The organism is Aestuariimicrobium ganziense (assembly GCF_015352975.1).
Classification (GTDB): Bacteria; Actinomycetota; Actinomycetes; order Propionibacteriales; family Propionibacteriaceae; genus Aestuariimicrobium; species Aestuariimicrobium ganziense.
The window spans coordinates 149,467-175,482 of record NZ_JACYIZ010000003.1; the positions used below are offsets into that span (position 1 = coordinate 149,467).

29 protein-coding genes are annotated in these 26,016 nt (G+C 68.8%); 9 read left to right on the top strand and 20 right to left on the bottom strand.

From position 1 onward, the window contains the following. Positions 1-97 precede the first annotated feature (97 nt). Positions 98-382, top strand: coding sequence for a hypothetical protein (locus tag IE660_RS06620; RefSeq protein ID WP_203567549.1), 285 nt, complete (start codon positions 98-100; stop codon positions 380-382). A gap of 159 nt (positions 383-541) precedes the next feature. After that, positions 542-2,242 carry a fumarate hydratase gene (locus IE660_RS06625; protein WP_203567550.1) on the top strand — a complete coding sequence of 567 codons (1,701 nt, stop codon included), beginning with the start codon at positions 542-544 and terminating at the stop codon, positions 2,240-2,242. Positions 2,243-2,320: 78 nt separating this feature from the next. Here IE660_RS06625 and IE660_RS06630 read toward each other — a convergent pair whose 3' ends face one another. Genes IE660_RS06630 through IE660_RS06640 form a run of 3 tightly spaced genes read right to left on the bottom strand, consistent with a single transcriptional unit; the run spans position 2,321 to position 4,310 of the window. Continuing rightward, positions 2,321-3,103: a DUF3618 domain-containing protein gene (locus tag IE660_RS06630; protein ID WP_203567551.1), complete on the bottom strand. Its 783-nt coding sequence runs from the start codon at positions 3,101-3,103 to the stop codon at positions 2,321-2,323. After that, a complete protein-coding gene (locus IE660_RS06635) occupies positions 3,100-3,555 on the bottom strand; it encodes a phage holin family protein (protein WP_203567552.1) in 456 nt (151 codons plus the stop codon). Before IE660_RS06635 ends, IE660_RS06630 begins: the two co-directional genes overlap by 4 nt. Then, positions 3,552-4,310, bottom strand: a complete 759-nt coding sequence (locus tag IE660_RS06640; protein ID WP_203567553.1) for a hypothetical protein — start codon at positions 4,308-4,310, stop codon at positions 3,552-3,554. The genes IE660_RS06635 and IE660_RS06640 overlap by 4 nt, the downstream gene beginning before the upstream one ends. Before the next feature lie 189 nt (positions 4,311-4,499). On the opposite strand from IE660_RS06640, the gene IE660_RS06645 reads away from it, so the two are divergent. Both IE660_RS06645 and IE660_RS06650 read left to right on the top strand, forming a co-directional pair. Further along, a complete protein-coding gene (locus tag IE660_RS06645) occupies positions 4,500-4,868 on the top strand; it encodes an FMN-binding protein (RefSeq protein ID WP_203567554.1) in 369 nt (122 codons plus the stop codon). Continuing rightward, complete coding sequence (locus IE660_RS06650; RefSeq protein WP_203567555.1) at positions 4,865-5,329, top strand: hypothetical protein; 465 nt, start codon at positions 4,865-4,867, stop codon at positions 5,327-5,329. The genes IE660_RS06645 and IE660_RS06650 overlap by 4 nt, the downstream gene beginning before the upstream one ends. On the opposite strand, the gene IE660_RS06655 is transcribed toward IE660_RS06650, so the two are convergent. Beyond that, positions 5,224-6,264 carry a hypothetical protein gene (locus IE660_RS06655; protein ID WP_203567556.1) on the bottom strand — a complete coding sequence of 347 codons (1,041 nt, stop codon included), beginning with the start codon at positions 6,262-6,264 and terminating at the stop codon, positions 5,224-5,226. The genes IE660_RS06650 and IE660_RS06655 overlap by 106 nt on opposite strands. A 6-nt stretch (positions 6,265-6,270) precedes the next feature. Then, positions 6,271-7,557 (bottom strand): citrate synthase, encoded by a 1,287-nt coding sequence (locus IE660_RS06660; RefSeq protein ID WP_203567557.1) that lies wholly within the window; start codon positions 7,555-7,557, stop codon positions 6,271-6,273. An 82-nt stretch (positions 7,558-7,639) separates the two neighbouring features. Between IE660_RS06660 and IE660_RS06665 the strand changes: the two genes are divergently transcribed. Then, a complete protein-coding gene (locus IE660_RS06665) occupies positions 7,640-8,515 on the top strand; it encodes a GTP-binding protein LepA (RefSeq protein ID WP_203567558.1) in 876 nt (291 codons plus the stop codon). Positions 8,516-8,518: 3 nt separating this feature from the next. Here the strand turns inward: IE660_RS06665 and IE660_RS06670 are convergent, their stop codons facing one another. From IE660_RS06670 to IE660_RS06710, 9 genes are all read right to left on the bottom strand, one after another. Beyond that, positions 8,519-9,868: an LssY C-terminal domain-containing protein gene (locus IE660_RS06670; RefSeq protein WP_328701878.1), complete on the bottom strand. Its 1,350-nt coding sequence runs from the start codon at positions 9,866-9,868 to the stop codon at positions 8,519-8,521. Continuing rightward, the gene (locus tag IE660_RS06675; RefSeq protein WP_203567559.1) at positions 9,865-10,254 is read right to left on the bottom strand and encodes a thiol-disulfide oxidoreductase DCC family protein; all 390 of its coding nucleotides are present in this window, start codon (positions 10,252-10,254) and stop codon (positions 9,865-9,867) included. The genes IE660_RS06670 and IE660_RS06675 overlap by 4 nt, the downstream gene beginning before the upstream one ends. 1 nt (position 10,255) lies before the next feature. Further along, positions 10,256-11,107 carry an ammonia-dependent NAD(+) synthetase gene (gene nadE / locus IE660_RS06680; protein WP_203567560.1) on the bottom strand — a complete coding sequence of 284 codons (852 nt, stop codon included), beginning with the start codon at positions 11,105-11,107 and terminating at the stop codon, positions 10,256-10,258. Then, the gene (locus IE660_RS06685; protein WP_203567561.1) at positions 11,100-11,981 is read right to left on the bottom strand and encodes an aminoglycoside phosphotransferase family protein; all 882 of its coding nucleotides are present in this window, start codon (positions 11,979-11,981) and stop codon (positions 11,100-11,102) included. Before IE660_RS06685 ends, nadE begins: the two co-directional genes overlap by 8 nt. Before the next feature lie 28 nt (positions 11,982-12,009). After that, positions 12,010-12,834 carry a hypothetical protein gene (locus tag IE660_RS06690; protein ID WP_203567562.1) on the bottom strand — a complete coding sequence of 275 codons (825 nt, stop codon included), beginning with the start codon at positions 12,832-12,834 and terminating at the stop codon, positions 12,010-12,012. 137 nt (positions 12,835-12,971) lie between these two features. Beyond that, positions 12,972-13,361, bottom strand: a complete 390-nt coding sequence (locus tag IE660_RS06695) for a hypothetical protein (protein WP_203567563.1) — start codon at positions 13,359-13,361, stop codon at positions 12,972-12,974. A 170-nt stretch (positions 13,362-13,531) separates the two neighbouring features. Beyond that, positions 13,532-14,905, bottom strand: a complete 1,374-nt coding sequence (locus IE660_RS06700) for a DUF222 domain-containing protein (protein ID WP_203567564.1) — start codon at positions 14,903-14,905, stop codon at positions 13,532-13,534. Between the two features lie 64 nt (positions 14,906-14,969). After that, positions 14,970-15,716, bottom strand: a complete 747-nt coding sequence (locus IE660_RS06705) for a hypothetical protein (RefSeq protein WP_203567565.1) — start codon at positions 15,714-15,716, stop codon at positions 14,970-14,972. A gap of 9 nt (positions 15,717-15,725) precedes the next feature. Further along, positions 15,726-16,364: a hypothetical protein gene (locus IE660_RS06710; RefSeq protein WP_203567566.1), complete on the bottom strand. Its 639-nt coding sequence runs from the start codon at positions 16,362-16,364 to the stop codon at positions 15,726-15,728. Positions 16,365-16,427: 63 nt separating this feature from the next. Between IE660_RS06710 and IE660_RS06715 the strand changes: the two genes are divergently transcribed. Next, positions 16,428-17,054, top strand: coding sequence for a DNA-3-methyladenine glycosylase (locus tag IE660_RS06715; protein WP_203567567.1), 627 nt, complete (start codon positions 16,428-16,430; stop codon positions 17,052-17,054). 96 nt (positions 17,055-17,150) lie between these two features. On the opposite strand, the gene IE660_RS06720 is transcribed toward IE660_RS06715, so the two are convergent. From IE660_RS06720 to IE660_RS06730, 3 genes are all read right to left on the bottom strand, one after another. Continuing rightward, the gene (locus tag IE660_RS06720) at positions 17,151-17,642 is read right to left on the bottom strand and encodes a hypothetical protein (RefSeq protein WP_203567568.1); all 492 of its coding nucleotides are present in this window, start codon (positions 17,640-17,642) and stop codon (positions 17,151-17,153) included. Positions 17,643-17,650: 8 nt separating this feature from the next. Next, positions 17,651-18,694, bottom strand: coding sequence for a Gfo/Idh/MocA family protein (locus IE660_RS06725; RefSeq protein WP_203567569.1), 1,044 nt, complete (start codon positions 18,692-18,694; stop codon positions 17,651-17,653). Positions 18,695-18,811: 117 nt separating this feature from the next. Then, a complete protein-coding gene (locus IE660_RS06730; RefSeq protein WP_203567570.1) occupies positions 18,812-19,678 on the bottom strand; it encodes a hypothetical protein in 867 nt (288 codons plus the stop codon). 134 nt (positions 19,679-19,812) lie between these two features. Here IE660_RS06730 and treZ point away from each other — a divergent pair, with 134 nt between their 5' ends. After that, positions 19,813-21,588 (top strand): malto-oligosyltrehalose trehalohydrolase, encoded by a 1,776-nt coding sequence (gene treZ / locus IE660_RS06735; RefSeq protein WP_203567571.1) that lies wholly within the window; start codon positions 19,813-19,815, stop codon positions 21,586-21,588. Continuing rightward, positions 21,585-22,757, top strand: a complete 1,173-nt coding sequence (locus IE660_RS06740) for a DUF418 domain-containing protein (RefSeq protein WP_203567572.1) — start codon at positions 21,585-21,587, stop codon at positions 22,755-22,757. Before treZ ends, IE660_RS06740 begins: the two co-directional genes overlap by 4 nt. Here the strand turns inward: IE660_RS06740 and IE660_RS06745 are convergent. Beyond that, complete coding sequence (locus IE660_RS06745) at positions 22,645-23,364, bottom strand: YwiC-like family protein (protein ID WP_203567573.1); 720 nt, start codon at positions 23,362-23,364, stop codon at positions 22,645-22,647. The genes IE660_RS06740 and IE660_RS06745 overlap by 113 nt on opposite strands. A 41-nt stretch (positions 23,365-23,405) precedes the next feature. On the opposite strand from IE660_RS06745, the gene IE660_RS06750 reads away from it, so the two are divergent. Continuing rightward, positions 23,406-24,842, top strand: a complete 1,437-nt coding sequence (locus IE660_RS06750) for a sulfatase family protein (protein ID WP_328701879.1) — start codon at positions 23,406-23,408, stop codon at positions 24,840-24,842. On the opposite strand, the gene IE660_RS06755 is transcribed toward IE660_RS06750, so the two are convergent. Together IE660_RS06755 and IE660_RS06760 are read right to left on the bottom strand one after the other, a co-directional pair. Further along, the gene (locus tag IE660_RS06755) at positions 24,843-25,400 is read right to left on the bottom strand and encodes a hypothetical protein (protein WP_203567574.1); all 558 of its coding nucleotides are present in this window, start codon (positions 25,398-25,400) and stop codon (positions 24,843-24,845) included. It abuts the gene before it with no gap. Between the two features lie 5 nt (positions 25,401-25,405). Then, complete coding sequence (locus IE660_RS06760) at positions 25,406-26,002, bottom strand: hypothetical protein (RefSeq protein ID WP_203567575.1); 597 nt, start codon at positions 26,000-26,002, stop codon at positions 25,406-25,408. Positions 26,003-26,016: the final 14 nt, after the last annotated feature.

A 26,016-nucleotide genomic window follows, 5' to 3' on the forward strand; every position in this document is an offset into this window, starting at 1 on the left:
CGGTCACGATCAACGGCGACCGTCGGGCGATCACCAGCGTGGTGCGCAATGTACTCGAGAACGCCACGCGCGTGCCGCCTCACCCGAGGGCTGGGTGGTGATGCATCTTCGCCGGGTGGCCAACGACGACGGCGAGTGGGCCGTCGTCCACGTCAGCGACTCGGGGCTGGGACTGCCGATCGCCCGGGGGTACGCCCAGGCCCACGGCGGCGACCTGCGCTTCTGCGACGAGGACGTCGTGCCGGGTGCCCCCCAGGGACGAGTCGGGGCAGCCTTCGTCATCGTCCTGCCGAGCACCATCCGAGCCCCCGAACTGGCCGGCACCGACGTGCGTCCTTCATCAGAGTTCGATGAGACTGTGACGGCGCGGTCGGTGAGGTGACACCGCGGGTGATTACCGTGGCCAGTGCTCGTCCGGTCCCCAACCGCGCCTCACTCTCCCCCGACGCCGGCGCATCCCCCCGGGGATCGGACGAGCCTGCTGTCGGGGGTCGGAACCCGCTGTGCCAGACTGGCTCTGCCTGCACGAAGGGAGCCACCCATGAGCGAGTTCCGTTATGAAGACATGCTGCCGATCGGTGAGGACACCACCCCCTACCGGCTGCTCACCAGCGAGGGTGTCAGCACCGTCGAAGGACCCGATGGCCGCACCTTCCTGCAGGTGGCGCCCGAGGCCCTGACCCTGCTCGCCGAGACCGCGATGCACGACATCGCCCACTACCTGCGTCCGGCGCACCTGGCCCAGCTGCGCAAGATCCTCGACGACGACGAGGCCTCGCCCAACGACAAATTCGTGGCGCTCGACCTGCTCAAGAACGCCAACATCGCCGCCGGTGGTGTGCTGCCGATGTGCCAGGACACCGGCACCGCGATCATCATGGGCAAGCGTGGCCAGCAGGTGCTGTCGGCCGGCACCGACGAGGAGCCGCTGTCGCGCGGCGTCTACAACGCCTACACCAAGCTCAACCTGCGCTACTCGCAGAACGCCCCGATCACCATGTGGGACGAGAAGAACACCGGCTCGAACCTGCCCGCCCAGATCGAGTTGTACGCCGACACCGCGCCGGGGCACGAGAACAGCTACAAGTTCCTGTTCATGGCCAAGGGTGGCGGCTCGGCCAACAAGAGCTACCTGTACCAGGAGACCAAGGCGATCCTGAACCCCGACTCGATGATGACCTTCCTCGAGCAGAAGCTGCGTTCGCTGGGCACCGCCGCCTGTCCGCCCTACCACCTGGCCATCGTCATCGGTGGCACCTCGGCGGAGTTCGCGCTCAAGTCGGCCAAGTACGCCTCGGCCAAGTACCTCGACTCGCTGCCGACCACCGGCGCGATTACCGCACGCGGCTTCCGCGACGTCGAACTCGAGGAGCGAGTGCTCGAGCTCACCCGCCAGCTCGGCATCGGCGCCCAGTTCGGTGGCAAGTACTTCTGCCACGACGTCCGGGTGATCCGCCTGCCCCGCCACGGTGCCTCACTGCCGGTGGCGATCGCGGTGTCGTGCTCGGCCGACCGCCAGTGCCTGGGCAAGATCACCCCCGAGGGCGTCTTCATCGAGCAGCTCGAGTTCGAGCCCGCCCAGTACCTGCCCGACGAGGTCGATGCCGAACTGGACGAGCAGACCGACGGCGTCTCGGGCACCGGCAAGGGTGCGGCGGTGCGCATCGACCTCAACCAGCCAATGGACGACATCCTGGCCGAGCTCAGCAAGCACCCGGTCAAGACCCGGGTGATGCTCAACGGCACCCTGGTCGTGGCCCGCGACATCGCCCACGCCAAGATCAAGGAACGCCTCGACGCCGGCGAGCCGATGCCGGAGTACATGAAGAACCACCCGGTCTACTACGCCGGCCCGGCCAAGACCCCCGAGGGCATGGCGTCCGGGTCGTTCGGACCGACCACCGCTGGACGGATGGACTCCTATGTCGACCAGTTCCAGGCCGCAGGTGGCTCGAAGGTGATGCTGGCCAAGGGCAACCGTTCACAGCAGGTCACCGACGCCTGCGCCTCGCACGGCGGGTTCTACCTCGGCTCGATCGGTGGACCGGCCGCGCGGCTGGCCCAGGACTGCATCACCAAGGTCGAGGTGCTGGAGTACCCCGAGCTGGGCATGGAGGCGGTCTGGCGGATCGAGGTGCAGGACTTCCCGGCCTTCATCGTCGTCGACGACAAGGGCAATGACTTCTTCGCCGAGGTCAACAAGCCGCTGGCGCTGACCATCCAGAAGCGCCCCGGCATCTGAGCGCAGCAGCACCCCGACAACGAGCAGTGGCGCCCTCCGCGAAGGAGGGCGCCACTGTCGTTCGGGGGGTGAGAGAGGTCAGATGAACGGACGATCGGGGCGGTCACCCTCGAGCCGCTCGCGCTCTGCCTCCTCGTTGACCGGACGATCGGGATCGATCAGGTCGTCGTTGCGACGACGAGCGGGATCGTCCTCAGCCATCCAGGTGTGCTCGCCCTCGTAGGGGTTCTCCTCGCCGATCACGGGATCGGGATCCGACACCTGGTCGCGTGACTCCGCGACCTGACCGGCCACGACGTCCTTCGACTCGGCGGCCTGGGCCTTGACGGTCTCGGCCTGGTACGAGGCGTCGTCCTTGAGTCGCTGACCGGCCACCGCGGCGTGGTCCTTGACCTCGGCGACGGCCTGCTGGGCCGGGGCCTTGAGTTGCTCGGCCGACTCCTTGGCTGCCTGCTTCACGTCCTCGACCAACGGCTGGGCCTGGTCCTTGAGCTTGGTGGCGGCCTGCTGCTCGGCGCGTGAGCTCGGGGCGATGCCACCGATCAGCGCACCGATGCCGAAGGCGATCAGGCCGGCGGCCAGGGGGTGGCCACGGGTGGCCCGCTCGACCGAGCGGCGATCAGGGGTGCGGTCGCTCAGCGCCTGCGTGGCGTCGCCGACCTTGCCGTCGTCCCAGGGGTCGTTCGGGTTGCCGAAGACGGCGTCGCGCGCGTCGGCGACCTTGTCCTTGACCTTCTGCACCTGGTTCTCGGCGATGTTCTTCGGGTTGGTCTGCTCGGCCAGCGCGTTCACGTCGTCACTGAGCTGCGAGCGGGTGTTCTCGATGTCGGCGCGGATGGCGTCGGGATTGTTCGTGGTCATCGGTTCTCCTCCTCGTTGCCCTTGAGGGCCTGCGGGATCTTGCTCACGGTGTCAGTGGTCTGGGGAACGCCCTGGACCTCGTTCAACTTCGACTTGCCGGTGGCGGCCAGGATCGCAGCGATGATCGCCCAGACCACAGCCACGATCAGGCCCGACCACCCCAGCGAGGGGTTGTCGGACGAGCCGATCGCGATGGCGATGCCCCACCAAGCGGCGAGCGACAGGAACATCAGGGCCAAGTGCGCGGCGACGCCGGCACCACCCAGCATCCCTGCGCCCTTGCCGGCGTTGGAGGCCGACTGCTTGAGCTCGGCCTTGGCCAGCGCCACCTCCTGGCGCATCAGCGTGGTGAAGTTGCGGCTCAGGTCCGAGACGATCTCACCCAGGCTGCGCTCGTCATCGTGGACGACCCTGCGCTGACCGTCCTCCCACACTTCGTGGCGTTCGGTCATCGGGGATCCTCTCGGGTGACGTCGACGCTCGGGTCACGGGGACCGTCGAACTCGCTCAGCTGCGGGTCCAGGTGGAGCGCGTCGTCGGACTCGGCGCCCGGAACCGGGCGTCCGCCGTCGAAGGGCACGACCGGCTGCGGCGTGACCGCGGCGGCACGGCGCTGGGCGTAGTAGTCCTTGGCGCTCAGGCCGTAGCCCTGGGTCGCGTACGGCTCGCGGGCGTACAGGTCGTCGTCGCTGTCAGCGTCCTTGGCGCCACGGGCGAAGCGTCCGGCCAGCAGGCCTGCTCCGGCGGCGAGGGCGATGAAGGCGAACGGACGACGGGCCGCGAACCGGCGGACCTCACGCATGACGTCGTCGGGGTCGTGGTTCTCGAGCCACGTGGCCAGGTCCTGACCCTTGGACGACAGGGTCTGGGCGAGCTGGTTGACCGGCCCACCGGTCGACTCGCCACGCAGCACCTGCTGCAGTTCGTCGCTCCACGAGCGGACGTTGGTGGTGGCGAAGCCGTGGGTGTCCCAGGCACGACCGCGCATCTCGTCGCGGGCGGTGCTGGCCAGCGTGCGCAGCTGGTCCTGTGCGTGGGCCGCGACCTCCTTGGCCTCGGACTTGGCGTGCTGGGCGAGCTGTTGGCCCGACTGGACGGCGGAGTCCTTGACGGCGCCGGCCTCGTTTCCTGCGGTCTGCGCGACGACTCCGGCCTCCTGCTTGGCGGCCTCTCGGGTGGTGGGAGGGGTCGTGTACGGATCAGTCATGTGTTCCTCCTGTGAGGGGTGGTCCTCACGACGCTAGGGAACCCCAGCGGTGGCCGGAGTGATCCATGGGACGCGCACCCCCCTCGGGGTGTGTGGAGTTCACCCTCGACGAACACCGGCAAGGCTCAGCACGAACACGGTCTCGGCACAGCAAGCTCACAGACTCGCCCGGGACAGTTCTCGGCATCGGTGGCGGTCTACCTCGCCGGGCGCCGCAGCTACGGCTGGCGCACCGTCGAGCAGGCCCTCACCAGCCTCGGTGCCATCGCCGGACTGGTCGCGATGACCCTGATGGTGCTGATGGTGCTGCTCTCGGCCAGGATCCCCTTGGTCGATCGAGCCATCGGCCACGACGGAGCGCTCGGTCGCCGCGGCCCGACGGCACCTGCCACGCGGGGCGACCACCACTCCGAACCGATCAACCAGGCCGCCGTGCCGGTGCTCGAGTCCGAGATCACCCAGGCCAACTCCGCCCAGGTCTGCACGGTCAGCGGCGCCACCTACACCACCACCGCCTACCTGCAGTCGCTGCAGAGCGCCCTGGACCAGGCCCGATGAGCGTCTTCGAGACGATGGGCACGGTGGCCTCGCTGACAGTGCCGGACGGCTTGACCGACGAACTGGACCGCCGGGTACGAGAGGTGTTCGCCGAGCATGACAGCAGGTTCAGCCTGTACCGGGACGACTCCGAGGCCAGCCTGGTCTCGGCCCGGACGATGCCGTTCGGTGCTGCCTCAGCCAGCTATCGCGAGGCCTACTGGCTGGCCCACGACGCCATGGTCGAGACCGAGGGTGCGTTCAGTCCGTTCAGGGCCGATGGCACCGTCGACCTCAACGGGGTGGTGAGGGCGTTGGCGATGCGCGAGGCGGCGAAGGTGCTCGCCTTCGACACCGACGGTGCGATCTTCGCCACTCAGGGCTGGCGCTCGTCCGGCTTCTCCAGGCTGCTCGGGTTGCCGAACAGGGACGATCCGCCGCCCACCGGGCCCTCCGGGGCCTCCCACGAGGTGGGGGTGTAGCTCGGCGGCGTCCAGGTCGGCGGTTGCCAGTCCGACGACGGGCGCCACTGCGAGACCGTCCACTCGTCCGGCTCGGTGAACCGGGGGCCGTCCTTGCTGGGGCGCCCGCTGATCGGGGTGCCGCGTGAGTCGACCGCGTCCACCTCCTCCAGGGCCATCGGCTGGCCCGGGGCCGGCACCTCGGACGAGACCGTCAGTGGGGTGCTGCTGGGGGGTGCCCACGCCTGGGGGGCCGCCCAGGCCGGAGCTGAGGGGGCGTCGTCCTCCACCTCGATGTCGTAGTCGTCGATGAGGGCGGCGTAGGGGTCGACCAGCGATCCCACCGGCCGGGAGCTGTACTCGTCCACCTCGACCCAGAAGCAGTTGTTGCGGATGCCGTGGGGTCGTCCCGGCGGGCTGAGCTCGTCGAGTTCGGCGAAGAAGTCCTCGTCGAGCACGCCGACGCCATCGCCGTAGGGGGCACCGCTGACCCGGTCGAAGTCGGGCAGCACGCCGTTGAGCCGCACCACCAGGTAGTGGCCCCCCGATCGTCCGCCCTGCGGGGTGACCAGGGCGACGTCGTGGTGGTGGCTGCGGCCGATCGCGACGTCACTGAAGTGGGTCGCGTCGAACATGTCGGTCTCGTGGTCCCAGAACTCGGTGGCCGAGGTGGTCGCCTCGTCCTCCCACGTCCAGCCGGCCGGCACGCTGCGCCGACCAGACCCACCCGCACTGCCGCCGGCGGAGCGCTTGGGCGTGGGCTTGACCTTCTTGCCCCAGAGCTGGTGGGTGATGAAGGCCATCACCGCCAGCCCGGCCACGTACCAGGTCGCCCGGTGCGGCTCACCCGAGCCGATCAGGCCACCGAAACCCATCAGCGCAGCGATGACGACCAACACCGCCGAGCACGACAGGCAGCCGGCGGGGTCGTTGTTTTTCTTCGCTGGCGCTGCCATCCCTCGTCAGCGCTGGTCGAGCGGCACGTAGTCGCGCAGCACCTCGCCGGTGTAGATCTGGCGAGGACGACCGATCTTGCGGGCCGGGTCGGCCTGCTCCTCACGCCACTGGGCGATCCAGCCGGGAAGCCGGCCGAGCGCGAACAGGGCGGTGAAGTACTGGGCGGGGAAGCCCATCGCCTCGTAGATCAGACCGGTGTAGAAGTCGACGTTCGGGTAGAGCTTGCGCGAGATGAAGTAGTCATCGTTGAGGGCGGCCTCCTCCAACTCCAGGGCCATGTCGAGCAGGGCGTTCGACTTGCCCGAGGCGCGCAGGATCTCGTCCGCGTGGCCCTTGATGATCTTGGCGCGCGGGTCGTAGTTCTTGTAGACCCGGTGGCCGAAGCCCATCAGGCGCACGCCCGACTTCTTGTCCTTGACCTGGTTGACGAAGCTCTTGACGTCGATGCCCTCGGCGCGCATCTGGGCGAGCATCTCGAGCACGGCCTGGTTGGCGCCGCCGTGCAGCGGACCCGACAGGGCGTTGACGCCCGAGCTCACCGAGGCGTAGATGTTCGCGTCGGACGAGCCGACCATGCGCACCGTCGAGGTGGAGCAGTTCTGCTCGTGGTCGGCGTGCAGGATGAACAGGGTCTCGAACGCGGCAACCACCGCGTCGTCGATCTCGTACTCCTCCTGCGGGGTGCCGAACGACAGCCGCAGGTAGTTCTCGACGTAGCCCAGCTTGGTCTGCGGGTAGAGGAAGGGTTCACCGACCGAGCTCTTGTAGGCGTAGGCGGCCAGGGTGGGCATCGAGCCGAGCAGCCGGTAGGTTGCGGCCTCGACCTGGTCGGTGTCGTGCGGGTTGAGGGTGTCGCGGTTGAAGGCTCCCAGGCCCATCACGCCGGCGGCCAGCACCATCATCGGGTGGGCGCCACGCGGGAAGGCGCGGTAGAGCTCCTTCATGCGCTCGTCCAGCATCATCCGGCGCGAGATCTTGCCCTCGAACTCGGTCAGTTCGTCCTTGGTGGGCAGCTCGCCGTGGATGAGCAGGTACGACACCTCGAGGAAGGTGGACTTCTCGGCCAGCTGCTCGATCGGGTAGCCGCGGTAGCGAAGGATGCCCTCGTCACCATCGATGAAGGTGATCGACGAGCGACACGACGCGGTGTTGACGTAACCGACGTCGAGGGTGACCGCACCGGTCGTCGACAGCAGCTTCGAGATGTCGTAGCCGTTCTGCCCGACGGTTGCCTCGGCGATCGGGAACTCGAGTTCACCCGAGTCGTGGTGAAGGGTTGCAGGCTGCGTCATGGGCGTTCGTTTCCTCCTTGAAGCGGGTGACCCCGTGCACACGTCAGCCTAGCGGGTCGAAGCGGCTGGGTAGGGTGGCTGCATGGCGGCCGTGATCACCGACCGAACCCTCATGGACCACGTGTTGCGCCTGGGCGAGCAGCATCCCCCGATCAGGCTGGAGTCGGCGGACCGGACGATCCACGACCCGGCGGCGGTCCGGGAGCGCTTCGCCGGGGTGATCGACTACCTCGCCCGGGTCGAGCTCGAGGTCGACCGCAATGTGCTCGAACTGCTGACGATCTTGCCCAACGTGCGCGAGGTCGACCGCATCTTCTACCAAGACATCTGGTACGGCCAGGAGATGGCGCACGGCTACCTGCTCGACCAGTTGCAGGGTGACCTGGGCATGGAGCCCGCCGAGCCGTTCATGACCGTGCCGATCCGGATGAAGCTGCTCGGTGCGATGGCCCACCTCGAGCCGGTGCAGGAGATCTCGCGGATGCTCTACTACCTGACCGGCGCCTCGACCGAACGGCAGGCGGTGCTGGCCTACTCCTCGCTCACCAAGGAGCTCAACCGGATGGGTGAGCGGGCGATCGCCGAGACGATCATCCACCCGATCAAGCAGCAGGAGCCCGGCCACTTCGCCTTCTACCAGATGTCGGCGACCCGGATGGTGCAGCAACAGGTGCTGTCGCCCTGGCAGGTCTTCGTGGCCCAGCAGTTGCGCTCACGCACGTTCACCCTGGTCGGGGTCGACTACGTCAAGAAGTACCAGCGCGACATGGGTGGGGTGCTGGTCGGGCTGGGCATGGACCAAGAACTCGAGGTCTACGCCCGTGAGATCGGACGACTCGAGGCGCGCCTGCTGTGGGCCAACCGCAACGGCATGCAGTTCCCGCCGTACTTCCTCAAGGCGCTGCGTGAGTCGGTCGAGATGTACCAGGGTCAGGGCAACTTCGACCGGCCCGGCTGACGCTCACTCACCCACCTCGGGGCGGATCGGGTCGAGGGTGACCGTGCCGGTGCCCAGCGTGGTGTGCGGCGAGCGGCGCTGCGTCCACTCGCGCACGGTCTGCGAGGTGAAGCTGTAGAGCGCCAGCAGGTCGGCACCGGTCACCACCAGGGTGCGCAGCACCGGTGCCTCACCGGCCAGCCAGTCGACCACTTGGCCGAGGGTGCCCAGGGTGAGCACGGCCACCAGCGCCAGCCGGGCCAGTTGCGAGCCGCGCCAGGTGGGCCACAGCAGCAGCGCTCCGAGCACCGCGGGCAGGAAGCCGAGTGCCACCCGCGTCCACAGCGGCAGGTCTGAGGTGCTGACCGCCGAGTCGAACCCGAATGCGGCGTGCAGCGTGCTGACCACCAGTGACAGTGCGACCAGGATCGTCCCGGTGACGATGCCGATCGGACGATTGCCCGCCGCCACCGCCTCGCGCACCTTGCGGGGGGCGTTGGGCACCGGCACCGGCATCCGCTTGCCCGAGACGTAGCTCAGGTCGACGATCGGCAGGTCTCCGTCGGTCTCGATCGCGTCGCCGCCACCGTTGCGGCAGTGGTAGCCGGTGGAGAAGTCCTCGATGATCTCGACCTCGATGCCGGGGGAGGTGTGGGTGAGGGTGGCGATGATGTAGTCGCGCTCGACGTCGGTGTCGCGGTCGATCTTGTGGGTGATCTCGAAGGTGAACAGGCTCAGGCCCACCCGGCGGTCGTAGGTTCCGGCGGCGACCCAGTCGACGTGGTGGCCACCGGGCAGCAGCCAGCCCTCGGGGGCGGGCCAGAACCTGACATGGTGCCGCTGGGCGGGGTTTCCCTCGACCTCCTGCTGGTAGGCGAAGGCCTGCTGGTGGCCGAACAGCATCAGCGGGCTGACCGGTGCCTCGGGGTAGCTGCGCCGCAGCAGGGAGGAGGTGACGATCCGCCTCGCCGAACCCAGGTTGAGGTCGTCCGCCCGCACCCAGCCGGCCCGTTCCATGGCGTCGTGCACCTGCTCCTCGGTGCCACGCAGGGCCAGGTTGACCGGGTCACCGAGCAGGCCGGTCGAGGTGCGGGCTCGTCCGATGAAGTAGTCGGGCAGGTACATCGCGGTCAGGATGCGGTGCAGCCGGGGCAGGGCGAGGTAGGCCATCAGGCCCCAGAACAGGATGAACCAGAAGATGTGGATCGGGTGCTTGACGCCCTGGATGAACAGCACGATGCCGACACCGAAGCAGAGCAGCATCACCAGGCCGAAGAAGATGTTCTCGACCAGGTCGACGCTGACCCGTCTCAGCGAGGTGGCCGGCACCTTGGCCGGGGTGTGCCGGTAGACCGGACGAGGACGCTCGATCACGCCCGCCCCTGGCTGACTCGTCCCTCCAGCGAACAGGCGCCGGTTCCACCGGGCAGACGGCCGCGGTTGCCGGCGACCCAGTCGTAGAACCGGGACGACAACCAGCTCAAGCCGGGTGCGGTGAGCGCGGCGCCGACCAGCGGCCAGGGCCCACGTGAGACGTGCAGGATCGCCGCCCAGGCCTCGTGGCCGATGGCGAGGGTGCCGTCAGCACGCACGACGTGCATCTGGGCGAGGGCGTCGTCCGGATCGATGCCGTGCGCGGCGAGGTCGGCGGTCTGCAGCGGCTGCAGGTCGACCCGCGAGCCGAACCAGGCCTTGCGCAACAGTTCGGCGGTGCGGGTGCAGAACCCACAGTCGGCGTCGTACAGGACGAGCGGTCGCACCTCAGGCGCCGCCTCGCTGACGGGTCTCGAAGTCGAGCGGGGTGACCGGCATGGCCCGCTTGTGGATGGTCTTGAAGTAGTGCTGCAGGATCGTGCGCTCGGCTTCCTCGGGCACCTCGAGGCCCTCGAGGTAGTCGTCGACGTGGTCGTAGCTGACACCCAGCGCCTCTTCGTCGGCGCGCAGCGGACGATCGGACTCCAGGTCGGCGGTGGGCACTTTCTCGACGATGGCGTCGGGGGCGCCGAGGTGGCGGGCGGTGGCCCGCACCATGCGCTTGGTCAGCCCGGCGAGCGGGGTGAGGTCGCAGGCGCCGTCGCCGTACTTGGTGTAGAAGCCGACGACCGCCTCGGCGGCCTGGTCGGTGCCGATCACCAGCATCGAGCGGGCGGCGGCCAGCGTGTACTGGGCGACCATGCGCTGACGAGCCTTGACGTTGCCTCGTCCGAACTCGTTCATGACCGCCTCGTCGGCGGAGTCGGTGCCGGCCGTGGCGTCCCAGAGGGCGTCGGTGGCCGGGCCGATGTCGACGGTGGCGACCTCGTCGGCCGCGACGAACTCGAGCGCGGCCTGGGCGTCGGCCTCGTCCGCCTGCTCGTGGTAGGGCAGGCGCATGGCGACGAAGGTGGCGTCGTAGCCCTCGTTGCGCAGCCGCTCGCAGGCCATCTGGGCGAGACGGCCACCCAGGGACGAGTCGACGCCGCCGGAGATGCCGAGCACGTACCCCTTCATGCCGGTGGTGCGCAGGTAGTCGGCCAGGAAGTTGATCCGGCGCTCGGCCTCGATCGTGGGGTCGAAGTTCTGCACGACCTGGAGTTCGGTGGCGATCTCCTGCTGCAGGGCGGTGTCAGTCATGGGTCAAGCCTACGGGTGCCAGCGGACCCAGGTAGGGCCACGGTGGGCCCTGGCGCAGACGCTCGATGATCGCCCTGCCATGACCGGGTCCGTCGGGGAACTCGTCGGTGGCGTCGGCTCGCCACGCGGCCACCAGCGTGAGGACGAGGTGGCGACACTCGGCCAGCACGATGGGGTCGAGCGGGTGCGGGCTGTGCTCGGCGACCTCGGCCAGGGCGTGGGCCAGGTCGAACTCGACCGGTCCTCGGCAGCAGGTCTCGAAGTCGATCAGCAGGGTGCCGGCGGCGGTGTGCAGCAGGTTGCCGGGGTGGGGTTCGCCGTGCAGCAACTGTTCGGGGGCGCCGCTGGCGAGGATGGTGTCACGTGCGGTGCGCAGGTGGTGCAGCAGCAGGGTGCGGTCGTCGTCGGCGAGGTTGGGGCTGCGGGTCGGGTCGGTGAGCAGGGCCTCGGCCTCGGCGGCGCGGTCGGTGAAGTGCGGGGTGGGCAGGGTGGCCGGGTCGAGGTCGGCCATGGCCTGGTGCAGCCGGTGGAGCGCGTCGGCGTAGGCGGCGGGCGGGATCGATTCGGGCAGTGGCTGGTGGTGGGTCCAGAAGGTGATCGCGAAGCCGTCGCGGTGGTGGACGCGGGCGGGGAGGCGGGGGTCGAGGGTGGAGATCGGGGCACCGCGGGCCTGGAGTTGCTGGGCGATCTCGACCTCGAAGGCGGCGACCTCGCGGCCGGCCTCGGCGACTCGGGCGACCAGGTCGGCGGGCAACAGTCGCAGGATCACCGCGTTGGAGTTGTTCAGGACGACGACATCGTCCGCCAGCAGCCCTGCCTGGCGGACGATCTCGGTGGCGGCGTTGATGGCCGTGTTCACCCGGGTGGCTTCCACGCGGCCAGCCTAGGTGTGTCGGTGGTGCTCAGTTGCCGGTCTTCGGCAGCTTGCTCGGGGTGGCGGCGTCGTTGATGAAGGTCAGGCTGCGGATCACGATGGTGTCGATGCCCGACGGCGCGTAGACCAGCACGTCGCCCTCGGCGCAGTCGCCGGCAGCCAGGTTGATGGTGCGGGGGAAGCCGCCGGTCTGGATCTCGTCCTCGCTGTGGCCGATGCCGCGACGCTGGCCGTCCTTGTCGAGGATGTACATGTCGTCGAAGCCGACGGTGGTGGCCGAGGTGCTGCAGGCCTTCACGTGGAACTTCCAGGAGTCCTTGCCCAGCGAGGTGACGTCGGTGACGGTGACCGACAGGCCCTCGACGGTCTTGGCGGTCTGGCCGACCCGGACGGTGTCGGCGCCGTCGGCGACGCTGGGGGTCCAGCTCAGTTCGTTCCTGTAGTCGACGGCGGCGAGGTCTGCGGACTCACCGGCCAGCAGGCCCTCGATGCACTGCCCGGGTTCGAGTCCGTAGGTCTCGGGGAAGGCCATGTCACCGATGAGTTCGGTGTCGGCGTGGACGGTCGAGGTGCTGCCGTCCTTGGAGCGCAGGGTGAAGTCGGTGCGCTCGACGTCGGCCCTGGCCTTGTTGCTGTCGAGCCCGCAGGCCACGATGCGGAAGGTGTGGAAGCCGTCGTAGGGCTGGTCGATCTGGCTGACGGTGATGACCAGAGAGTCGGTCGATCCGGGGACGCCTTCACCGAGGTCGGTGCGGGCCTGCGAGGTTCCGGCAAGGGAGTCGACCAGGGCGATGGCGGCGATGGTGGCACCGGCGATGCGGCGGGCGAGGGGGGCGGTGGTGATGTGTGACATGGGGAGTTCCTCCTGTGCGGTGCACCGGTGTGGTGCGGTCTCACCCGGTCTACGCACCCTGATGGGGGTGGGTTGCAGGGGTGTCCCCAAGAGTTGGAGAAGAGAACACTGAGAACATCGGGCTCTCCCGGTGGTGATCAGTTGCCGGTCTTGGGCAACTGCGCGGGGGCGGCCTCGTTGCGGAAGAGCAGACCGCGGATGAGCAGGGGCATGACGCCGGTGTCGGCGGAGGCCATGCTGATGTCGCCCTCGACACAGTCGCCGGCGGCCAGTTCGGTGGAGTTGGGCAGTGCGGTGTCGCCCAGCACGTCGCCCTCGTGGTTACCGGCCGGGTTGAGCTTGCCGGCGCCGTCGGCGAAGCTGATGTCGCTCCAGCCGAACGAGGTGTCCTTGGTCGTGCAGGCCTTGACGTGGGCGGTCCAGATTCCGTGATCGCCCTTCTTGAGGTCGGTGACCGTCACTGTGAGGCCCGGGGCGGTGTCGGCGGTAGCCGAGTCGCCGTTGCAGGTGAGCACCTGGAACTTCACGGAGCCGGGTTCGGCGTCCAGGACCTGGTTGACGCGCCCGGTGACAGCACCGTCGGTGCCGTGCGGTGCGGCTCCGTTGCCGCGGCTGCCCTGTGTATGCCGGGCGCCGGGTGACCGGTTTCGTCCGGCGCAGAAGAAGACGCTGAGAGTAGGCCGAGAGCGCGCCGGACTCAGGTCGAGTGGTTCAGGCGCAGCTCGAGGCGTCGTTCGAGGAACGACACATCGATGTGCGTCGTGCCTTCCGGCCCGGTGACGTACTTCTCACCCAGCGGGCTCGTCCAGTGGTGCACCCCGGGGATGGCCATGCGGTACTGCCACACCTCGGCGGTCTTGCCGCGGTGGGGTCTTCGGCTCAGCGGGGTGACGTTGCGGCCGTTGGTCTGGCCCGGTGGGCCGCCCTTGTGCTGGTAGGGGATCCAGTGGTCGTAGTCGCACCGTTCGGCAGGCTGTTTGCCGTAGGGGAAGGCGTCGTAGGGGGTGCGCTGGCTGACGGCGAACCGGAGCGACTCGGGGATCTCGTAGCTGTCGGTGGGCATAGAGTCGGCCAGGTCGATCACCGGCCGGACGATCACGCGGCTCTCGGAGAGCAGCTGTTTGAGCTGTGAGACCACCACCGGGCTGAGTTGGTCGCAGCGGGCGACCGCTCCGTCGGGGTCGTCCAGCGCTTCGGGCGCGAGGTGGACGACCAACGTGGTCGCCGGCAGCAGCGCCGCGCTCGGCTTGACCGGCAGCGCGGGCACGTCGATGCGGTACTCGGCGTACTCCGGGGCGTCCTGCAGAATGGCCAGCGCCCGGGCGGGTGTGGCCAGCAGGCCCAGCGCCTTGGCGCGCCGGACGGCCATGGTGTCGGTGTCGCCCTGGTCGCCCAGGTGGCGGGCGAGCAGCCCGAGCATGCCGTCGAGTTGCAGGGCCTCGGGTCCGTCGATCAGGGCCCAGACCTCGCTGAGCGGCATGTCGGGACGGTGGGTGATGCTGACGCGTCGTCCGGTGCGGGTCTGTTCGGCGCGCTCGGCCGCCGCCGCCGGGTCGGCCTTGACGATCAGTCCGGTGGCCAGCTTGAGGATGCGCTTGAGCGGCAGGCGTCCCAGTGCGGGCGCGAGGTGCCGGTCGACCCACTGTGCGCCGTCGGCGCTGAGGCCACTCATGCCGGGCAGTCGGACGACCATCGTGGCTTGCCACAGCCGGATCGTGCCGTCGATGACGTGCTGGTTCAGCTGCGGGAAGCGGTGGGCCAGGTCGAGCGAGACCGCGATTCGGACAGCGGCCTCGTCCGGGGGGATGCCGAGGGCGGCACCGACCTCGAGGCAGAGGAACTCCGAGACCTCAGGTGTGCCGTCGTGGCCTCCTGGCAGGAATCGCTCGGCGGCCAGGCAGAGGAACTGGTGAGGGTCGCTCTGCTGGTAGCGCTCGCACAGCCGCAGCAGGATCTGGTGCTGGTCGATCTCAGCGGCGACCTGCGCCTCGTGGGCCTCGGTCAGGGCAGCCAGGTCAGCGAGGCGGCCATCGATGGCCTGCGCCTCGGGTGTGAGTCGGCTGCTCTGCATGTACTGAGTCCATCAGGACCGACTGACAAATTCTCTGTTCGATTACGGGACTTCTTGAGTTTTCTCAGCCGATCTTGCCGGTGGTGTTGACGGCGTCGGTGGTGACGACGGGCGACCAGACGACGCTTGTGCCGATGACGGTGCCTGTGCCCTGATCGAGCACCTCGCCGGGGAAGGTGGCCACCACCGAGCCCATGAACTCGGTCTCGGGGATGCCGTAGTTGGCACCGGTGAACGACTGCAGTTCGTCCGGACGAAGGCTGAACGTGGCCTGGTCGCCGTTCTGCCGGATCGGGGGGCGAGCCTCACCCCACTGCGAGAGTGGTCCGGAAGCCTCGACGATGCAGGCCACGCCCTGGTCGAGCTTGCCGACCACCATCGTGTAGGTCAGGGCGCCGCGGCGCTCGGTCGAGGTCACGCAGTTGCCCGGATCGCTGGCGCGCCGATCGACGTAGGTGATGGTCAGCACCTGGTTGGTGTCGATGATGACGACCATGCTGCGGTGGAGGGTCTGGCCCTCCTTGAGTTCGAGCGACAGCGCCGGCACCGCGACGTTCTCGACCTGCGCCATCTCGACCGTCTGGGGGGTGGGGCTGGCCTCGGGCGTCGCGCTCGACTCGGACGGGGTGGTGCTCGTCTGCGGGGCAGAGGTCTCGGCCGCCGAGGTCTCAACACCCTCCGACTGGGTCGGCGCTGCACTGGTTGCGGCGGGCGACGCACTCGGGTCGGGCACGGTCAGGTCCTTCGCGCACCCAGCCAGGACGAGCGCAGCCGCCAGGAACACAACAGCGGTGAGGCGACGGGCGGTCATGCCGCCACTCTAGGAAACTCGATGCCTGCCGCGCTGGTACTGCCAGATTGCATGGTCGAGCCGTGACGTCGACACGCCCATGCTCTTGGCGGTCTGCTTGACCAGGGCGCGGACGGTCTCTGGCTCCACCTGGCGCCCCAGCGCGTCAGTGGTGAATCGCACCAGCCAGGTGTCCGGCTTCGCGTCCTCGACTCCGAGCAGCATGCCAAAGTACGCCCATGTGATTGGGCCGCAGCCCTTCGTTCCGACATAGGCGGCTCGTTGTTCGTCGGAGCCCGTGAAGTCTCCGCTTTTCCGCAGGCCCACTGCGCTGAGGCGCTGCGCGGCGTCGACGACCACCTCTGCCTTGGTGCGCCCTGCGATCTTGGAGCGATTGTCCAGGATGCTCAGCAGCTCGACGGGATCGATGTCGGCGAGTGCTGTGAGGTCGTCGCGGGAACCGGCATCCTTCCATCGGAGTACCACCGCGTACACGCCAGTGGCACGCCGATCGTCGCCACCCCCGCACCCATACTTGGCGCGCGTCGAGAAGACGGCGTCGATGAGTGCCAACTCGATGTCGTCCGGCCATCCACCCGGCCACTCGGGGAGTGGGTCGGACACGACCTCCTCGACGTGCTTGCGGAGCAGCTCCTCATCACGTGACATGGGAGTGACAGTAGACAGTGACGGCGACACTTTTCTTGATTGGGCTCAACTACCCTCACTGCCATGCCCCCAGCCGACCTCAGCGTGCTCGCGCAGCCAGTCCTCGAGGTCGCGCCGCTGCTGCTCGGCGGCACCCTCACCTCGACCGTGGGCGGTGACCTCGTCCGACTGCGGATCACTGAGGTGGAGGCCTACGACGGGGCGAACGACCCGGGGTCGCACGCCTATCGGGGCCTCACGCCGCGCACCGAGGTGATGTTCGGCGCTCCCGGACACCTCTACGTCTACTTCTCCTACGGCATGCACTGGTGCGCGAACGTGGTCACCGGCGAACAGGGACGAGCCTCAGCAGTCCTCCTGCGGGCCGGCGGGATCATCGAGGGTCACGACATCGCCCAAGCCCGTCGGCCGGCCTGCCGTCGTCCCGCAGATCTTGCGCGAGGACCAGCCCGCCTCGCCGCCGCCCTCGGCATCGACCGCGACCTCAACGGACACCACCTCGTCGAGGCCCCACTCGTCCTCACGCTGCCGCGTGACCCACTGCCGGCGAACGAGATCTCCACCGGACCACGCGTCGGCGTTTCGGGCCCCGGCGGCGACGCCACCAAGCACCCCTGGCGGTTCTGGATCAGCGGCGACCCGACGGTGTCGGCGTATCGTCCCGGGCGGGTACCTTCGACACCACGATGAGCACCCCCTCGAGCACTACGCCCTCTTCACCGCCATCCTGGGTGACGTCGATGACGGCCGAACTGGGACGACTGGCCGGCAACTACCCGCAGGCGTTCAGCCACCTCGGGCTGATCCGCGCCGCCGACTCCCTCGCCACCTCCACCACCACGTACCGATGATCGCCCAAGCCGCCACGGCCAGTGCGAAGGGCTCCACGTCGTCCTCGTGGGTGGTGTCGTTGAGCACCCTGGTGCGGTCGGGGTTGTCGACGTCGTACTGCATCCACATGTAGCCGCGGCCTCGTCCGAAGTCGGGCGGGGTGACACGGCACGGGTGCACCAACTGGGTGCGGTGCAGCCCGTCCCTGGTGGGGAACTCGACGAGCCAGGTGTTGGCGCCGCGACCTGACAGGCCTGGCACGCCGGAGGCGCCCAGACAGTTGGGCGGGCTGATGCGCTCGATCAGCCGGGCGTCGACGGTCTCGGAGTGGTGGACGAACCGGTGCGCCAACCACGCGTTGCTGGCCAGCGAGGCCACCAGCATCGCCCCGAACAGCAGGTACCCGACGGTCCAGATGATGACCGTCGGGTTCCTGCGTCCTGCCATGGTGTGGCTCAGAGCTTGATGGCGTGGCCCGCCTCGGCCGAGCGGTACATCGCGTCGACGATCTGGGTCACCTGCAACGCCTGCTCAGGCTTGGTGGTGGGGTGTCCACCGCCCAGGATCGAGTCGATGAAGTCGGCGGCCTGGTGGTCGCCCGGGTCGACCTTGGCACCCGGCACCCAGTCGGGGGTCCAGGTGGTGAGCATCTCGTGGTCGGCCTTGTTGACGCTCAGCGGGAAGACCTCGAGGCCGGCCTTGGTGCCCGACAGCGAGATGTTCTCCTTCGACTCGGGGATGTTGATCGCCCACGAGCACTCCAGCATCATCGTCACGTCGTTCTCGAAGCGGACGAAGGCCGCCACCTGGTCTTCGACGGTGAACTCCTGGTAGTTCCAGTCGCCCCACGAGTTGACGTTGGGGTGCTTGCCCAGGCGCTGCGACAGGCTCGCGGTGACCTCGACCGGCTTGGGGTTGCCCATCAGCCACAGCGCGGAGTCAAGCAGGTGCACACCGAAGTCGATCATCGCGCCACCACCCTGAATGTGCTTGTGGACGAAGGTTCCCCAGCTCGGGATGCCGCGGCGACGCAGCGCGGTCACCCGCACCATGTAGACATCGCCCAACTCCCCGGAGTCGACCACCCGGCGCGCGGCCATGGTCTCGGGCATGTGGCGGTAGTGAAAGCCGAAGGTGAGGACCTTGCCGGTGCGGTTCGCGGCGTCGAGCATGGCCTGGCCCTCGGCCGGGTCGAGCGCCATCGGCTTCTCGCACAGCACGTGCAGGCCACTCTCGAGCGCGGCGATGGTTGCCGGGGCGTGCACGTCGTTGGGGGTGCTGACCACGACCGCGTCCAGTCCGGCCTTCTCATACATCTCGCGGTAGTCGGCGTAGCTCTGTGGCACGTCGAAGTCCTTGGCTGCCGCGGCGAGCACGTCGGGCTTGATGTCGCAGACGGCCACGAGGTCGGCCGACTCGTTCTCGGTGAAGCAGGGCAGGTGGCGGTAGCGAGCGATGTTGCCGGTGCCGACGATGCCGATGCGGACCTTGTCGTTCATGGTTCCTTCTGGGTCGTGGGTGGGGGACTCGTCCCAGTCAATCACCCTTGCCGGGGTCAGTACGACAAGGGCCCCCCACCAAGTGGTGGGGGCCCAGTCGCGGGGTGCGGGAGAGGTTCAGTTGCCGGTCTTGGGGAGCTTGCTGGGCTGGTCGGTGTCGGGGTTGCCGGTGTCACCGCTGCCGGTGTTGTCGAGGAAGATCAGGCCGCGGACGACCACGGAGTTGACGCCCTCGGGAGCGTAGAAGCTCACGACGCCCTGGGCGCAGCTGCCCTTGTCGAGCGTGCTGGTCAGCGGCAGGGCCCCGGGGCCCAGGTCGTCATTGGAGTGCCCGACGACGCGGACCGTGCCCTTGCCGTCGACGACGGTGATGTCGTCCCAGGTGAAGGTGGTGGGGTTGGCCGAGCACACCTTGACGTTCATGGTGTGGCCGTCCTTGGGGTAGCGGGTCAGGTCGCTGACGGTGACGATCAGGCCCTGGTCGTTCTGGGCGGTCTCGCCGATGTTGACATTGCCCTTCGAGCTGGGGTTGCTGGTCGACTGCTTGACCCACTGGACCGTGGTGCCCTTCCAGTTCACGGTGGCGAACTTGCCGCTGACGTCGAAGGCGGTCAGGTTGCCGGTGATGCAGTCGTTGGCGGTCAGGGTGGCCTCGCCGCTGGGAGTGAACGGGGTGCGCTCGTCGTAGCTGCCGAACTTGGCGATCTGGAAGACCTTGCCGTCGGTGTTGGTGAGGGTGAAGTCGCTGTCCTTGACCACGATCGGGTCGTTGCCGGTGTTGCAGGCCTGGGCAAGGAAGCTGGCGTCGGGGTTCTCGCCACCGTGCTGGATCATCGAGACACGCAGGTTGAGGTTGCCGTCGGTGCCGAACTCACCCTCGTTCATCAGGCCACCCTTGGCCTGGGAGTTGAGGGCGAAGGTGCTGCCGATCAGGGCGAAGGCGGCGACGGTGGCGGCGGCGATGCGGCGGGCGGTGCTGGGCATGGGTCTGGCTCCTGGTCTCGGTGGCGGCCTCCGTGCCGCGCTCGACCTAGGAATGCCGGGCCCACGGGCTCGGTTCCGTCCGGTTCCCAAGAGTTGACTGAAGGAATTCTGAGCGCCGCAAGTAGGCTCGTCCAATGCCGATCAGCTACGACATCTGGGCTCCGCTGCCGGGCAGGGTCACGTTGGTGGCGGGGGGAACCCACCACCCGATGACCCGCGGTGAGGACGACTGGTGGCGCCCCGCGCACCCGCTGCCCGCTGAGTTGTGCCGCAGTGGGGTCGACTACGGCTACCTGTTGGACGATGAGACCACCCCTCGTCCTGACCCGCGTTCGAGGTACCAACCCGAGGGTGTCCACGGACTGTCACGCACCTTCGACCCCGCCGGCCACGCCTGGAACGACCAGCGATGGGGTGGACGACAGCTCGCCGGCGGCGCGGTCTACGAGCTGCACGTCGGCACCTTCGCGGGCGTCGACGGACGCTCCGGCACCCTCGACTCGGCGATCGAGCACCTCGACCACTTGGTCGATCTGGGCATCGACTTCGTCGAACTGATGCCGGTCAACGCGTTCAACGGTGAGCACGGCTGGGGCTATGACGGTGTCGGTTGGTACGCGGTGCACCACGCCTACGGCGGCCCCGAGGCCTACCTGCGCTTCGTCGACGCCTGCCACCAGCGTGGGTTGGCCGTGATCCAGGACGTCGTGCACAACCACTTGGGCCCCAGCGGCAACTACCTGACCCAGTTCGCGCCCTACCTCAAGCCGGCGGCCACCCCGTGGGGCGACGCGATCAACATCGACGGGCCATGTTCTGACGAGGTGCGGGCCCACATCCTCGACAACGCGACGATGTGGCTGCGCGACTACCACGTCGACGGACTGCGGCTCGACGCGGTGCACGCCCTGGTCGACACCCACGCGATGCACATCCTCGAGGAACTGGCCGGCCACGTCGAGGCGCTGTCGGCCGAGTTGGGTCGCCCGCTCACGCTGATCGCCGAGTCCGACCGCAACGACCCCCGCTTCGTCACCGCCCCCGAGGCCGGTGGCCATGGCCTCACCGCCCAGTGGAACGACGACTTCCACCACGCCCTGGTCGCCAACCTGACCGGCGACGTGTCGGGCTACTACGCCGACTTCGGCGACCTCGAGGCACTGGCCAAGGTCTGTCGCCGAGGCTTCTTCCACGACGGGGTGCGGTCGAGCTTCCGCGGACGACGCCACGGTCGCCCGATCGACATCACCCGCACCCAGGCGTGGCGGTTCGTGGTCTGCCAGGACAACCACGACCAGATCGGCAACCGCGCGGACGGACGACGACTGGCCTCGATGGTCTCGACCGACCAGGTCGCCATCGCCGCCGCACTCACCCTGCTCGGCCCGATGACCCCCATGGTCTTCCAAGGTGAGGAGTGGGCGGCCTCGACCCCGTTCGCCTTCTTCACCAGCCACCCCGAGCCGGAGTTGGCCGAGGCGGTGCGCGAGGGACGCAAGGCCGAGTTCGCCGAGATGGCCTGGGACCAGTCGCGCATCCTCGACCCGCAGGACGAGGCCACCTTCAGTCAGTCGATGTTGATCTGGGACGAACTGGGCGACCAGCCGCATGCCGAGGTGCTGGAACTCAACACGCAGTTACTGCGGATCCGGCGCACGGTGCCCGGTTTCGCTGACCCACGGTTCACCTCGGTGCAGGTCGACCACGCCGGTGAGGACGAGCCGCGCTGGTTCCGCCTCGACCGGGGCGACCGCTCCAGCGTGGTGGTGAACTTCGGCGAGGACGAGGCGTCGGTGCCGATCCCCGGCGAGGGCTGGACGGTCCTGCTCGGTCGCCACGCCGACCTGGACGAGGCCTCGTCCGTCCTACGACTGGGAGGCCACGGCCTGGCCGTGCTGCACCGCGGATGAACCGGTGGCGCTCCGATCGCCTGCCCACCCCTGACATCGCCCGCGGCTTCATGCTGCTGCTGATCGCCCTGGCCAATGTCGAGAGTTGGACCTCGGCGGCCTCGGCGGCGATCGACCGGCTCGACCTGGCCGACCGGGTGTGGCTGGTGCTGCGCACCGGCTTCGTCGACACCCGCTCGTACCCGCTGTTCACGTTTCTGATCGGCTTCGGGCTGGCGGTGATGTCGCGGCGCTGGCCGGCGGCGGTGCTCAGGCGACGTGGCTGGTGGATGATCGCCTTCGGTGCGATGCACGCGCTCGTGTTCCCCGCCGACATCCTCGGTGGCTACGGCTTCGTGGTGGTGTTGTTCGCAGGTGCCGTGGTCGCGCGCCGCAAGCGAGTGTTGGGAGTTTTCGCGATCGTGACCGGGTTGGTGGCCCTGGTGGTCAGTGGATCGCAGAGCAGTTCGGCCGGCTTCCTCGACGGACTGACCTTCCTGGGCGGTTGGCCGGTGGGCTACCTGGTGCTCTGGGCGACGGCCTCGGCCGGGGGCCCGTGGTTCACCTGGACGATCGCCACGATGGTGCTCGGCATCGTCGCCGCGGACCGCGGTTGGCTGGCCGACGTTGGACGACATCGCGTCCGGTTCGCCGTGGGCGCCGCGGCCGGGCTGGGGCTGGGGTTCCTGCTGTCGCTGCCGGTGGGGCTGAGGTTGGCGGGCTGGATGCCCGGCGGTGACGACCACCCGTGGTGGGCGGCCGCGCTGAACTCGGTCGGCAGCCCGCTGTCGTCGTTCGGGTGGGTGTGCTTCGCGGCGGTGCTGGCCGCGCGGGTCCCTCGTCCGACGGGGCTGCTGACGGCGACCGGACGACGGTCGCTCACGGTCTACCTCAGCCAGTCGGTGCTGTTCCTGCTGGTGTTCGGCGCGGCGCGACTGCTGGGTGTCATCGACTGGTTCAGCCCGTGGCGGGCGGCCGTGGTCGCGGTGCTGGCGTGGTTGGTGCTGGCGTGGGGCTGCCGGGCATTGGCGACACGGGACGAACCGGGTCCGCTCGACCACCTGCTGCGGGTGGCGTTCAGACCACCAGCAGCGCTACCACCGACACCAGCAGTGTGGAGGCCACCTCACCAAAGCCCGCCTGTTTCGGGGTGGGGGCGAACCGGGGCACCACCGCCGCGCGGACGGTGAGCAGCGCGAACACCAGGGTCATCCACGGCGAGACGAACCACACACCGATCGCCGACACGGCGTGGAAGAGCACCGAGGCCCACCACCACCGCTTGTCACCGCGCTCCCGGATGATCGTCTTGACGTAGAACACCGTGCCGACGAAGTACAGCGCCAACACCAGGGCGAGTAGCCAGGCCTGCGAGAACGGATGGCCGCCGGCGGCGTCGAAGGCGACCACGGTCATCAGGCACGAGCCGGCGGTGGTGGCGATCCCGCTCCACAGCGACCGCTCGTCCCGGATCGCGCTGGCCACCAACCCCGCGCCCAGCGGAACGATGAACATCGGTGCCCAGGTGACCAATCCCGGCTGCAGGAAGGCCACGAGAAGCCCAAGGGCGGCGGCGATCGCGCCCCAGACCAGCATCGGGGTGAGGTAGCGGCGCTTGCGGCGTGACTTGAGCCAGACCGTGGTGGCGAAGAAGGCGAAGTAGCCGATGATCCAGAACGCTGCCAGCGGCAGGTGGATCCAGCTCAGACCTCCGGCGATCACGCCGACCAGCAGGGGCGCGATGAGCATCGCCCACGCGCCGTGCCAGTTGGGTATCCACCGAGAGGGTCGTGCCATCCCACGAGGTTATCGGGCACCCTCGGGAGTAGGTTCGAGGGGTGAGTTCTCGTCCCAACTTGGTGTTCGTGATGTCGGACGACCACGCGGCCCACGCCATCGGCGCCTACGGCAGCACGGTCAACCAGACCCCGCAGATGGACCGGCTGGCCGCCGAGGGCATGCGGCTCGACTCGACCTTCTGCACGAACTCGATCTGCTCGCCGTCGCGGGCCACGATCCTGACCGGCGCGTACTCCCACGTCAACGGCGTGCGCGGCATCTTCGAGACCTTCGACTACAGGGTCAACACCTTCCCGCAGGTGCTGCAGCAGGCCGGTTACGCCACCGCCCTGTTCGGCAAGTGGCACCTGGGTGTCGATGCGGCCAACCACCCGCAGGGCTTCGACGAGTGGCTGATCTTCCCTGACCAGGGCCAGTACCACGACCCCGAGATGATCGGCCCCGGTCCCGACGGCCTCGGCGAGCGGACGGTGATCGAGGGCTACGCCACCGACATCGTCACCGACCTGTCGTTGGACTGGTTGTCGCGGGTGCCCGCCGACCAGCCGTTCTGCCTGCTCGTCCACCACAAGGCGCCGCACCGGCCGTGGGAGCCGCACCCGCGCCACGCCGACCTCTACCCGCTCGACACCATCCCCGAGCCCGACACCTTGTTCGACGCACACGACGGACGAGCCGCCGCCGTGCACACTGCAAGGATGACGATCGCCGACGACCTCACCGTCACCGACGTCAAGGAGGAGTGTCCGCCCGAACTGCTCGGCGAGGAGCACCGCGTGGAGCGGACGCGGTGGTTCTACCAGCGCTACCTGCGCGACTACCTGCAGTGCATCCAGGCGGTGGACGACTCGGTCGGTCAGATCCTCGACGCCCTCCAGGCCCGAGGCGTCGCCGACGACACCGTGGTCGTCTACACCTCTGACCAGGGCTTCTTCCTCGGCGACCACGGCTGGTACGACAAGCGGTTCATGGCCGACGAGAGCCTGCGGATGCCGATGCTGCTGCGCTGGCCCGCGGTGGTGGCGCCGGGGTCACAGCTGACCACTTCGGTGACCAATGTCGACTTCGCGGCGACCTTCCTCGAGATCTGCGGGCAGCCAGCGTCCGCACTGGACGCCAACCAGGGACGCTCGTTCCTGCCCATGCTGCGCGGGGAGCAGCCGGGCGACTGGGACGAGTCGGTCTACTACCGCTACTGGGAGCACGACGACCCCAGCCACCACGTCTGGGCCCACTACGGCGTCCGTACCCCGACCCACAAACTGATCTGCTACTACGCCGACGGCCTCGGGGTGAAGGGCGCCTCGGACGAGGTGTACCCCACGGAGTGGGAGCTGTTCGACCTGGTCGCCGACCCGGCTGAGCTGGTCAATGTGGCCGACGACCCGGCCCACGCCCAGGTGCGGGCGGAGCTCACCGAGCAGTTGGCCAGGCTGCAGGCGCAGTACCGGGACGAGCCGTACCGGCCGCGCTGACTACGTCTGGCGGCGGTGCCACCAGATCGCTCCGGCCAAATGCAGCGCGACCACGCCCACCAGCAGGCTGGGCACCACCCAGGACGGGACTTCGAGGAGTCGTTCCTCGACCATCGGCGTCTGGGGCGGGGTGCGCTCGGTACCCCGGCCGGTGATCGCCTCCACCTCGGCTCGCTCTACGGCCTGGAGCGGGCCCGAGCCGGTGCAGGTGTCGACCGTCGGCAGTGGCTGACCGGCCCTGGTGAACAGCAACACTTCCTGTCCGATCGCTGCATCGACGCCGCAACTGGTTCCTGTGGGGCCGGTGGTGACGGTGAGGAACTCGGGCGGGTCGCCCTTGAAGACGTGGGTCACGGCGACTTTGAGTTCGACCCGGGGATTCGCGCCCATCGCTCCGCTGTCGCTGCGCTGGCGCACCTCGCCGACGGCCACGACCTCGGCGCCGTCGACCTTCTGCTGCATCGTGTACGGCGGGCAGTCGCAGGCGCAGGCGGTCTGCACTGGTCCGGCGACCGCCGTGACCAGGGCCATGCCGATCGACAGAACCAGCGTGAGCATCTGCCTCATCGGCGGCCCTTGCGTGCCTGGCCCCTGCGCTGCAGCACCAGTCCCGCCGCGACGACCACGAGCGCGATCACAGCGACGGTGATTGCCGGTGCCCAGTTGCGCTCGGGTTCGGCCACCTCGGGGGTGGGCAGTGCCGGGGGCGGTGTGACCACCCGTCCTGGGCCGAGCTCACGCAACGCCTCGTCCGCCCGCTCGGTGCCCAGCGCGCTGGTGCCGCCGCACAGGCTGGCCGTCCACTGGTCGCCGTCCTTGGTGGCGAAGAGCAACACGGTCTGGCCGACCGTGACCTCGAGGCCGCACGAGGCCCCGTTGTCAGCCGTGCGTACCTTGACCAACCCCGAGGTCTCGCCCTTGTGGATCTGGGTGACTGCCATCTCGAACTCGGCCTGCTGGGGCCACTCCTTGCTGGTGGCGGGCAGCTGGGCACGCGAACGTACCTCGGCCTGCACCACCAGGTCGGCGTCGGCGACGTATTCAGCTGTCGTCCTGGCCGCACACGAACAGGCGCAGGCCAGCGGCGCGCCGAACACGGCCATCGGGCCCGTCACCAGCAGCGCGAGGGCCAGCGAGAGCACGGCCCGCAGCATCCTCATGGCTCAAGGATGCA

Bases quoted from the DNA above. Each gene is read 5' to 3' on its own strand.
- IE660_RS06625 (WP_203567550.1), top strand. From the start codon at position 542: ATGAGCGAGTTCCGTTATGAAGACATGCTGCCGATCGGTGAGGACACC.
- IE660_RS06725 (WP_203567569.1), bottom strand. From the start codon at position 18,694: ATGAACGACAAGGTCCGCATCGGCATCGTCGGCACCGGCAACATCGCT.
- IE660_RS06715 (WP_203567567.1), top strand. From the start codon at position 16,428: ATGCCCCCAGCCGACCTCAGCGTGCTCGCGCAGCCAGTCCTCGAGGTC.
- IE660_RS06690 (WP_203567562.1), bottom strand. From the start codon at position 12,834: ATGTCACACATCACCACCGCCCCCCTCGCCCGCCGCATCGCCGGTGCC.
- IE660_RS06755 (WP_203567574.1), bottom strand. From the start codon at position 25,400: ATGCTCACGCTGGTTCTGTCGATCGGCATGGCCCTGGTCACGGCGGTC.
- IE660_RS06655 (WP_203567556.1), bottom strand. From the start codon at position 6,264: ATGGCAGCGCCAGCGAAGAAAAACAACGACCCCGCCGGCTGCCTGTCG.
- IE660_RS06740 (WP_203567572.1), top strand. From the start codon at position 21,585: ATGAACCGGTGGCGCTCCGATCGCCTGCCCACCCCTGACATCGCCCGC.
- IE660_RS06640 (WP_203567553.1), bottom strand. From the start codon at position 4,310: ATGACTGATCCGTACACGACCCCTCCCACCACCCGAGAGGCCGCCAAG.
- IE660_RS06720 (WP_203567568.1), bottom strand. From the start codon at position 17,642: ATGGCAGGACGCAGGAACCCGACGGTCATCATCTGGACCGTCGGGTAC.
- IE660_RS06700 (WP_203567564.1), bottom strand. From the start codon at position 14,905: ATGCAGAGCAGCCGACTCACACCCGAGGCGCAGGCCATCGATGGCCGC.
- IE660_RS06745 (WP_203567573.1), bottom strand. From the start codon at position 23,364: ATGGCACGACCCTCTCGGTGGATACCCAACTGGCACGGCGCGTGGGCG.
- IE660_RS06705 (WP_203567565.1), bottom strand. From the start codon at position 15,716: ATGACCGCCCGTCGCCTCACCGCTGTTGTGTTCCTGGCGGCTGCGCTC.
- IE660_RS06650 (WP_203567555.1), top strand. From the start codon at position 4,865: ATGAGCGTCTTCGAGACGATGGGCACGGTGGCCTCGCTGACAGTGCCG.
- IE660_RS06730 (WP_203567570.1), bottom strand. From the start codon at position 19,678: ATGCCCAGCACCGCCCGCCGCATCGCCGCCGCCACCGTCGCCGCCTTC.
- IE660_RS06760 (WP_203567575.1), bottom strand. From the start codon at position 26,002: ATGAGGATGCTGCGGGCCGTGCTCTCGCTGGCCCTCGCGCTGCTGGTG.
- IE660_RS06635 (WP_203567552.1), bottom strand. From the start codon at position 3,555: ATGACCGAACGCCACGAAGTGTGGGAGGACGGTCAGCGCAGGGTCGTC.
- nadE (WP_203567560.1), bottom strand. From the start codon at position 11,107: ATGACTGACACCGCCCTGCAGCAGGAGATCGCCACCGAACTCCAGGTC.
- IE660_RS06660 (WP_203567557.1), bottom strand. From the start codon at position 7,557: ATGACGCAGCCTGCAACCCTTCACCACGACTCGGGTGAACTCGAGTTC.
- IE660_RS06665 (WP_203567558.1), top strand. From the start codon at position 7,640: ATGGCGGCCGTGATCACCGACCGAACCCTCATGGACCACGTGTTGCGC.
- IE660_RS06710 (WP_203567566.1), bottom strand. From the start codon at position 16,364: ATGTCACGTGATGAGGAGCTGCTCCGCAAGCACGTCGAGGAGGTCGTG.
- IE660_RS06630 (WP_203567551.1), bottom strand. From the start codon at position 3,103: ATGACCACGAACAATCCCGACGCCATCCGCGCCGACATCGAGAACACC.
- treZ (WP_203567571.1), top strand. From the start codon at position 19,813: ATGCCGATCAGCTACGACATCTGGGCTCCGCTGCCGGGCAGGGTCACG.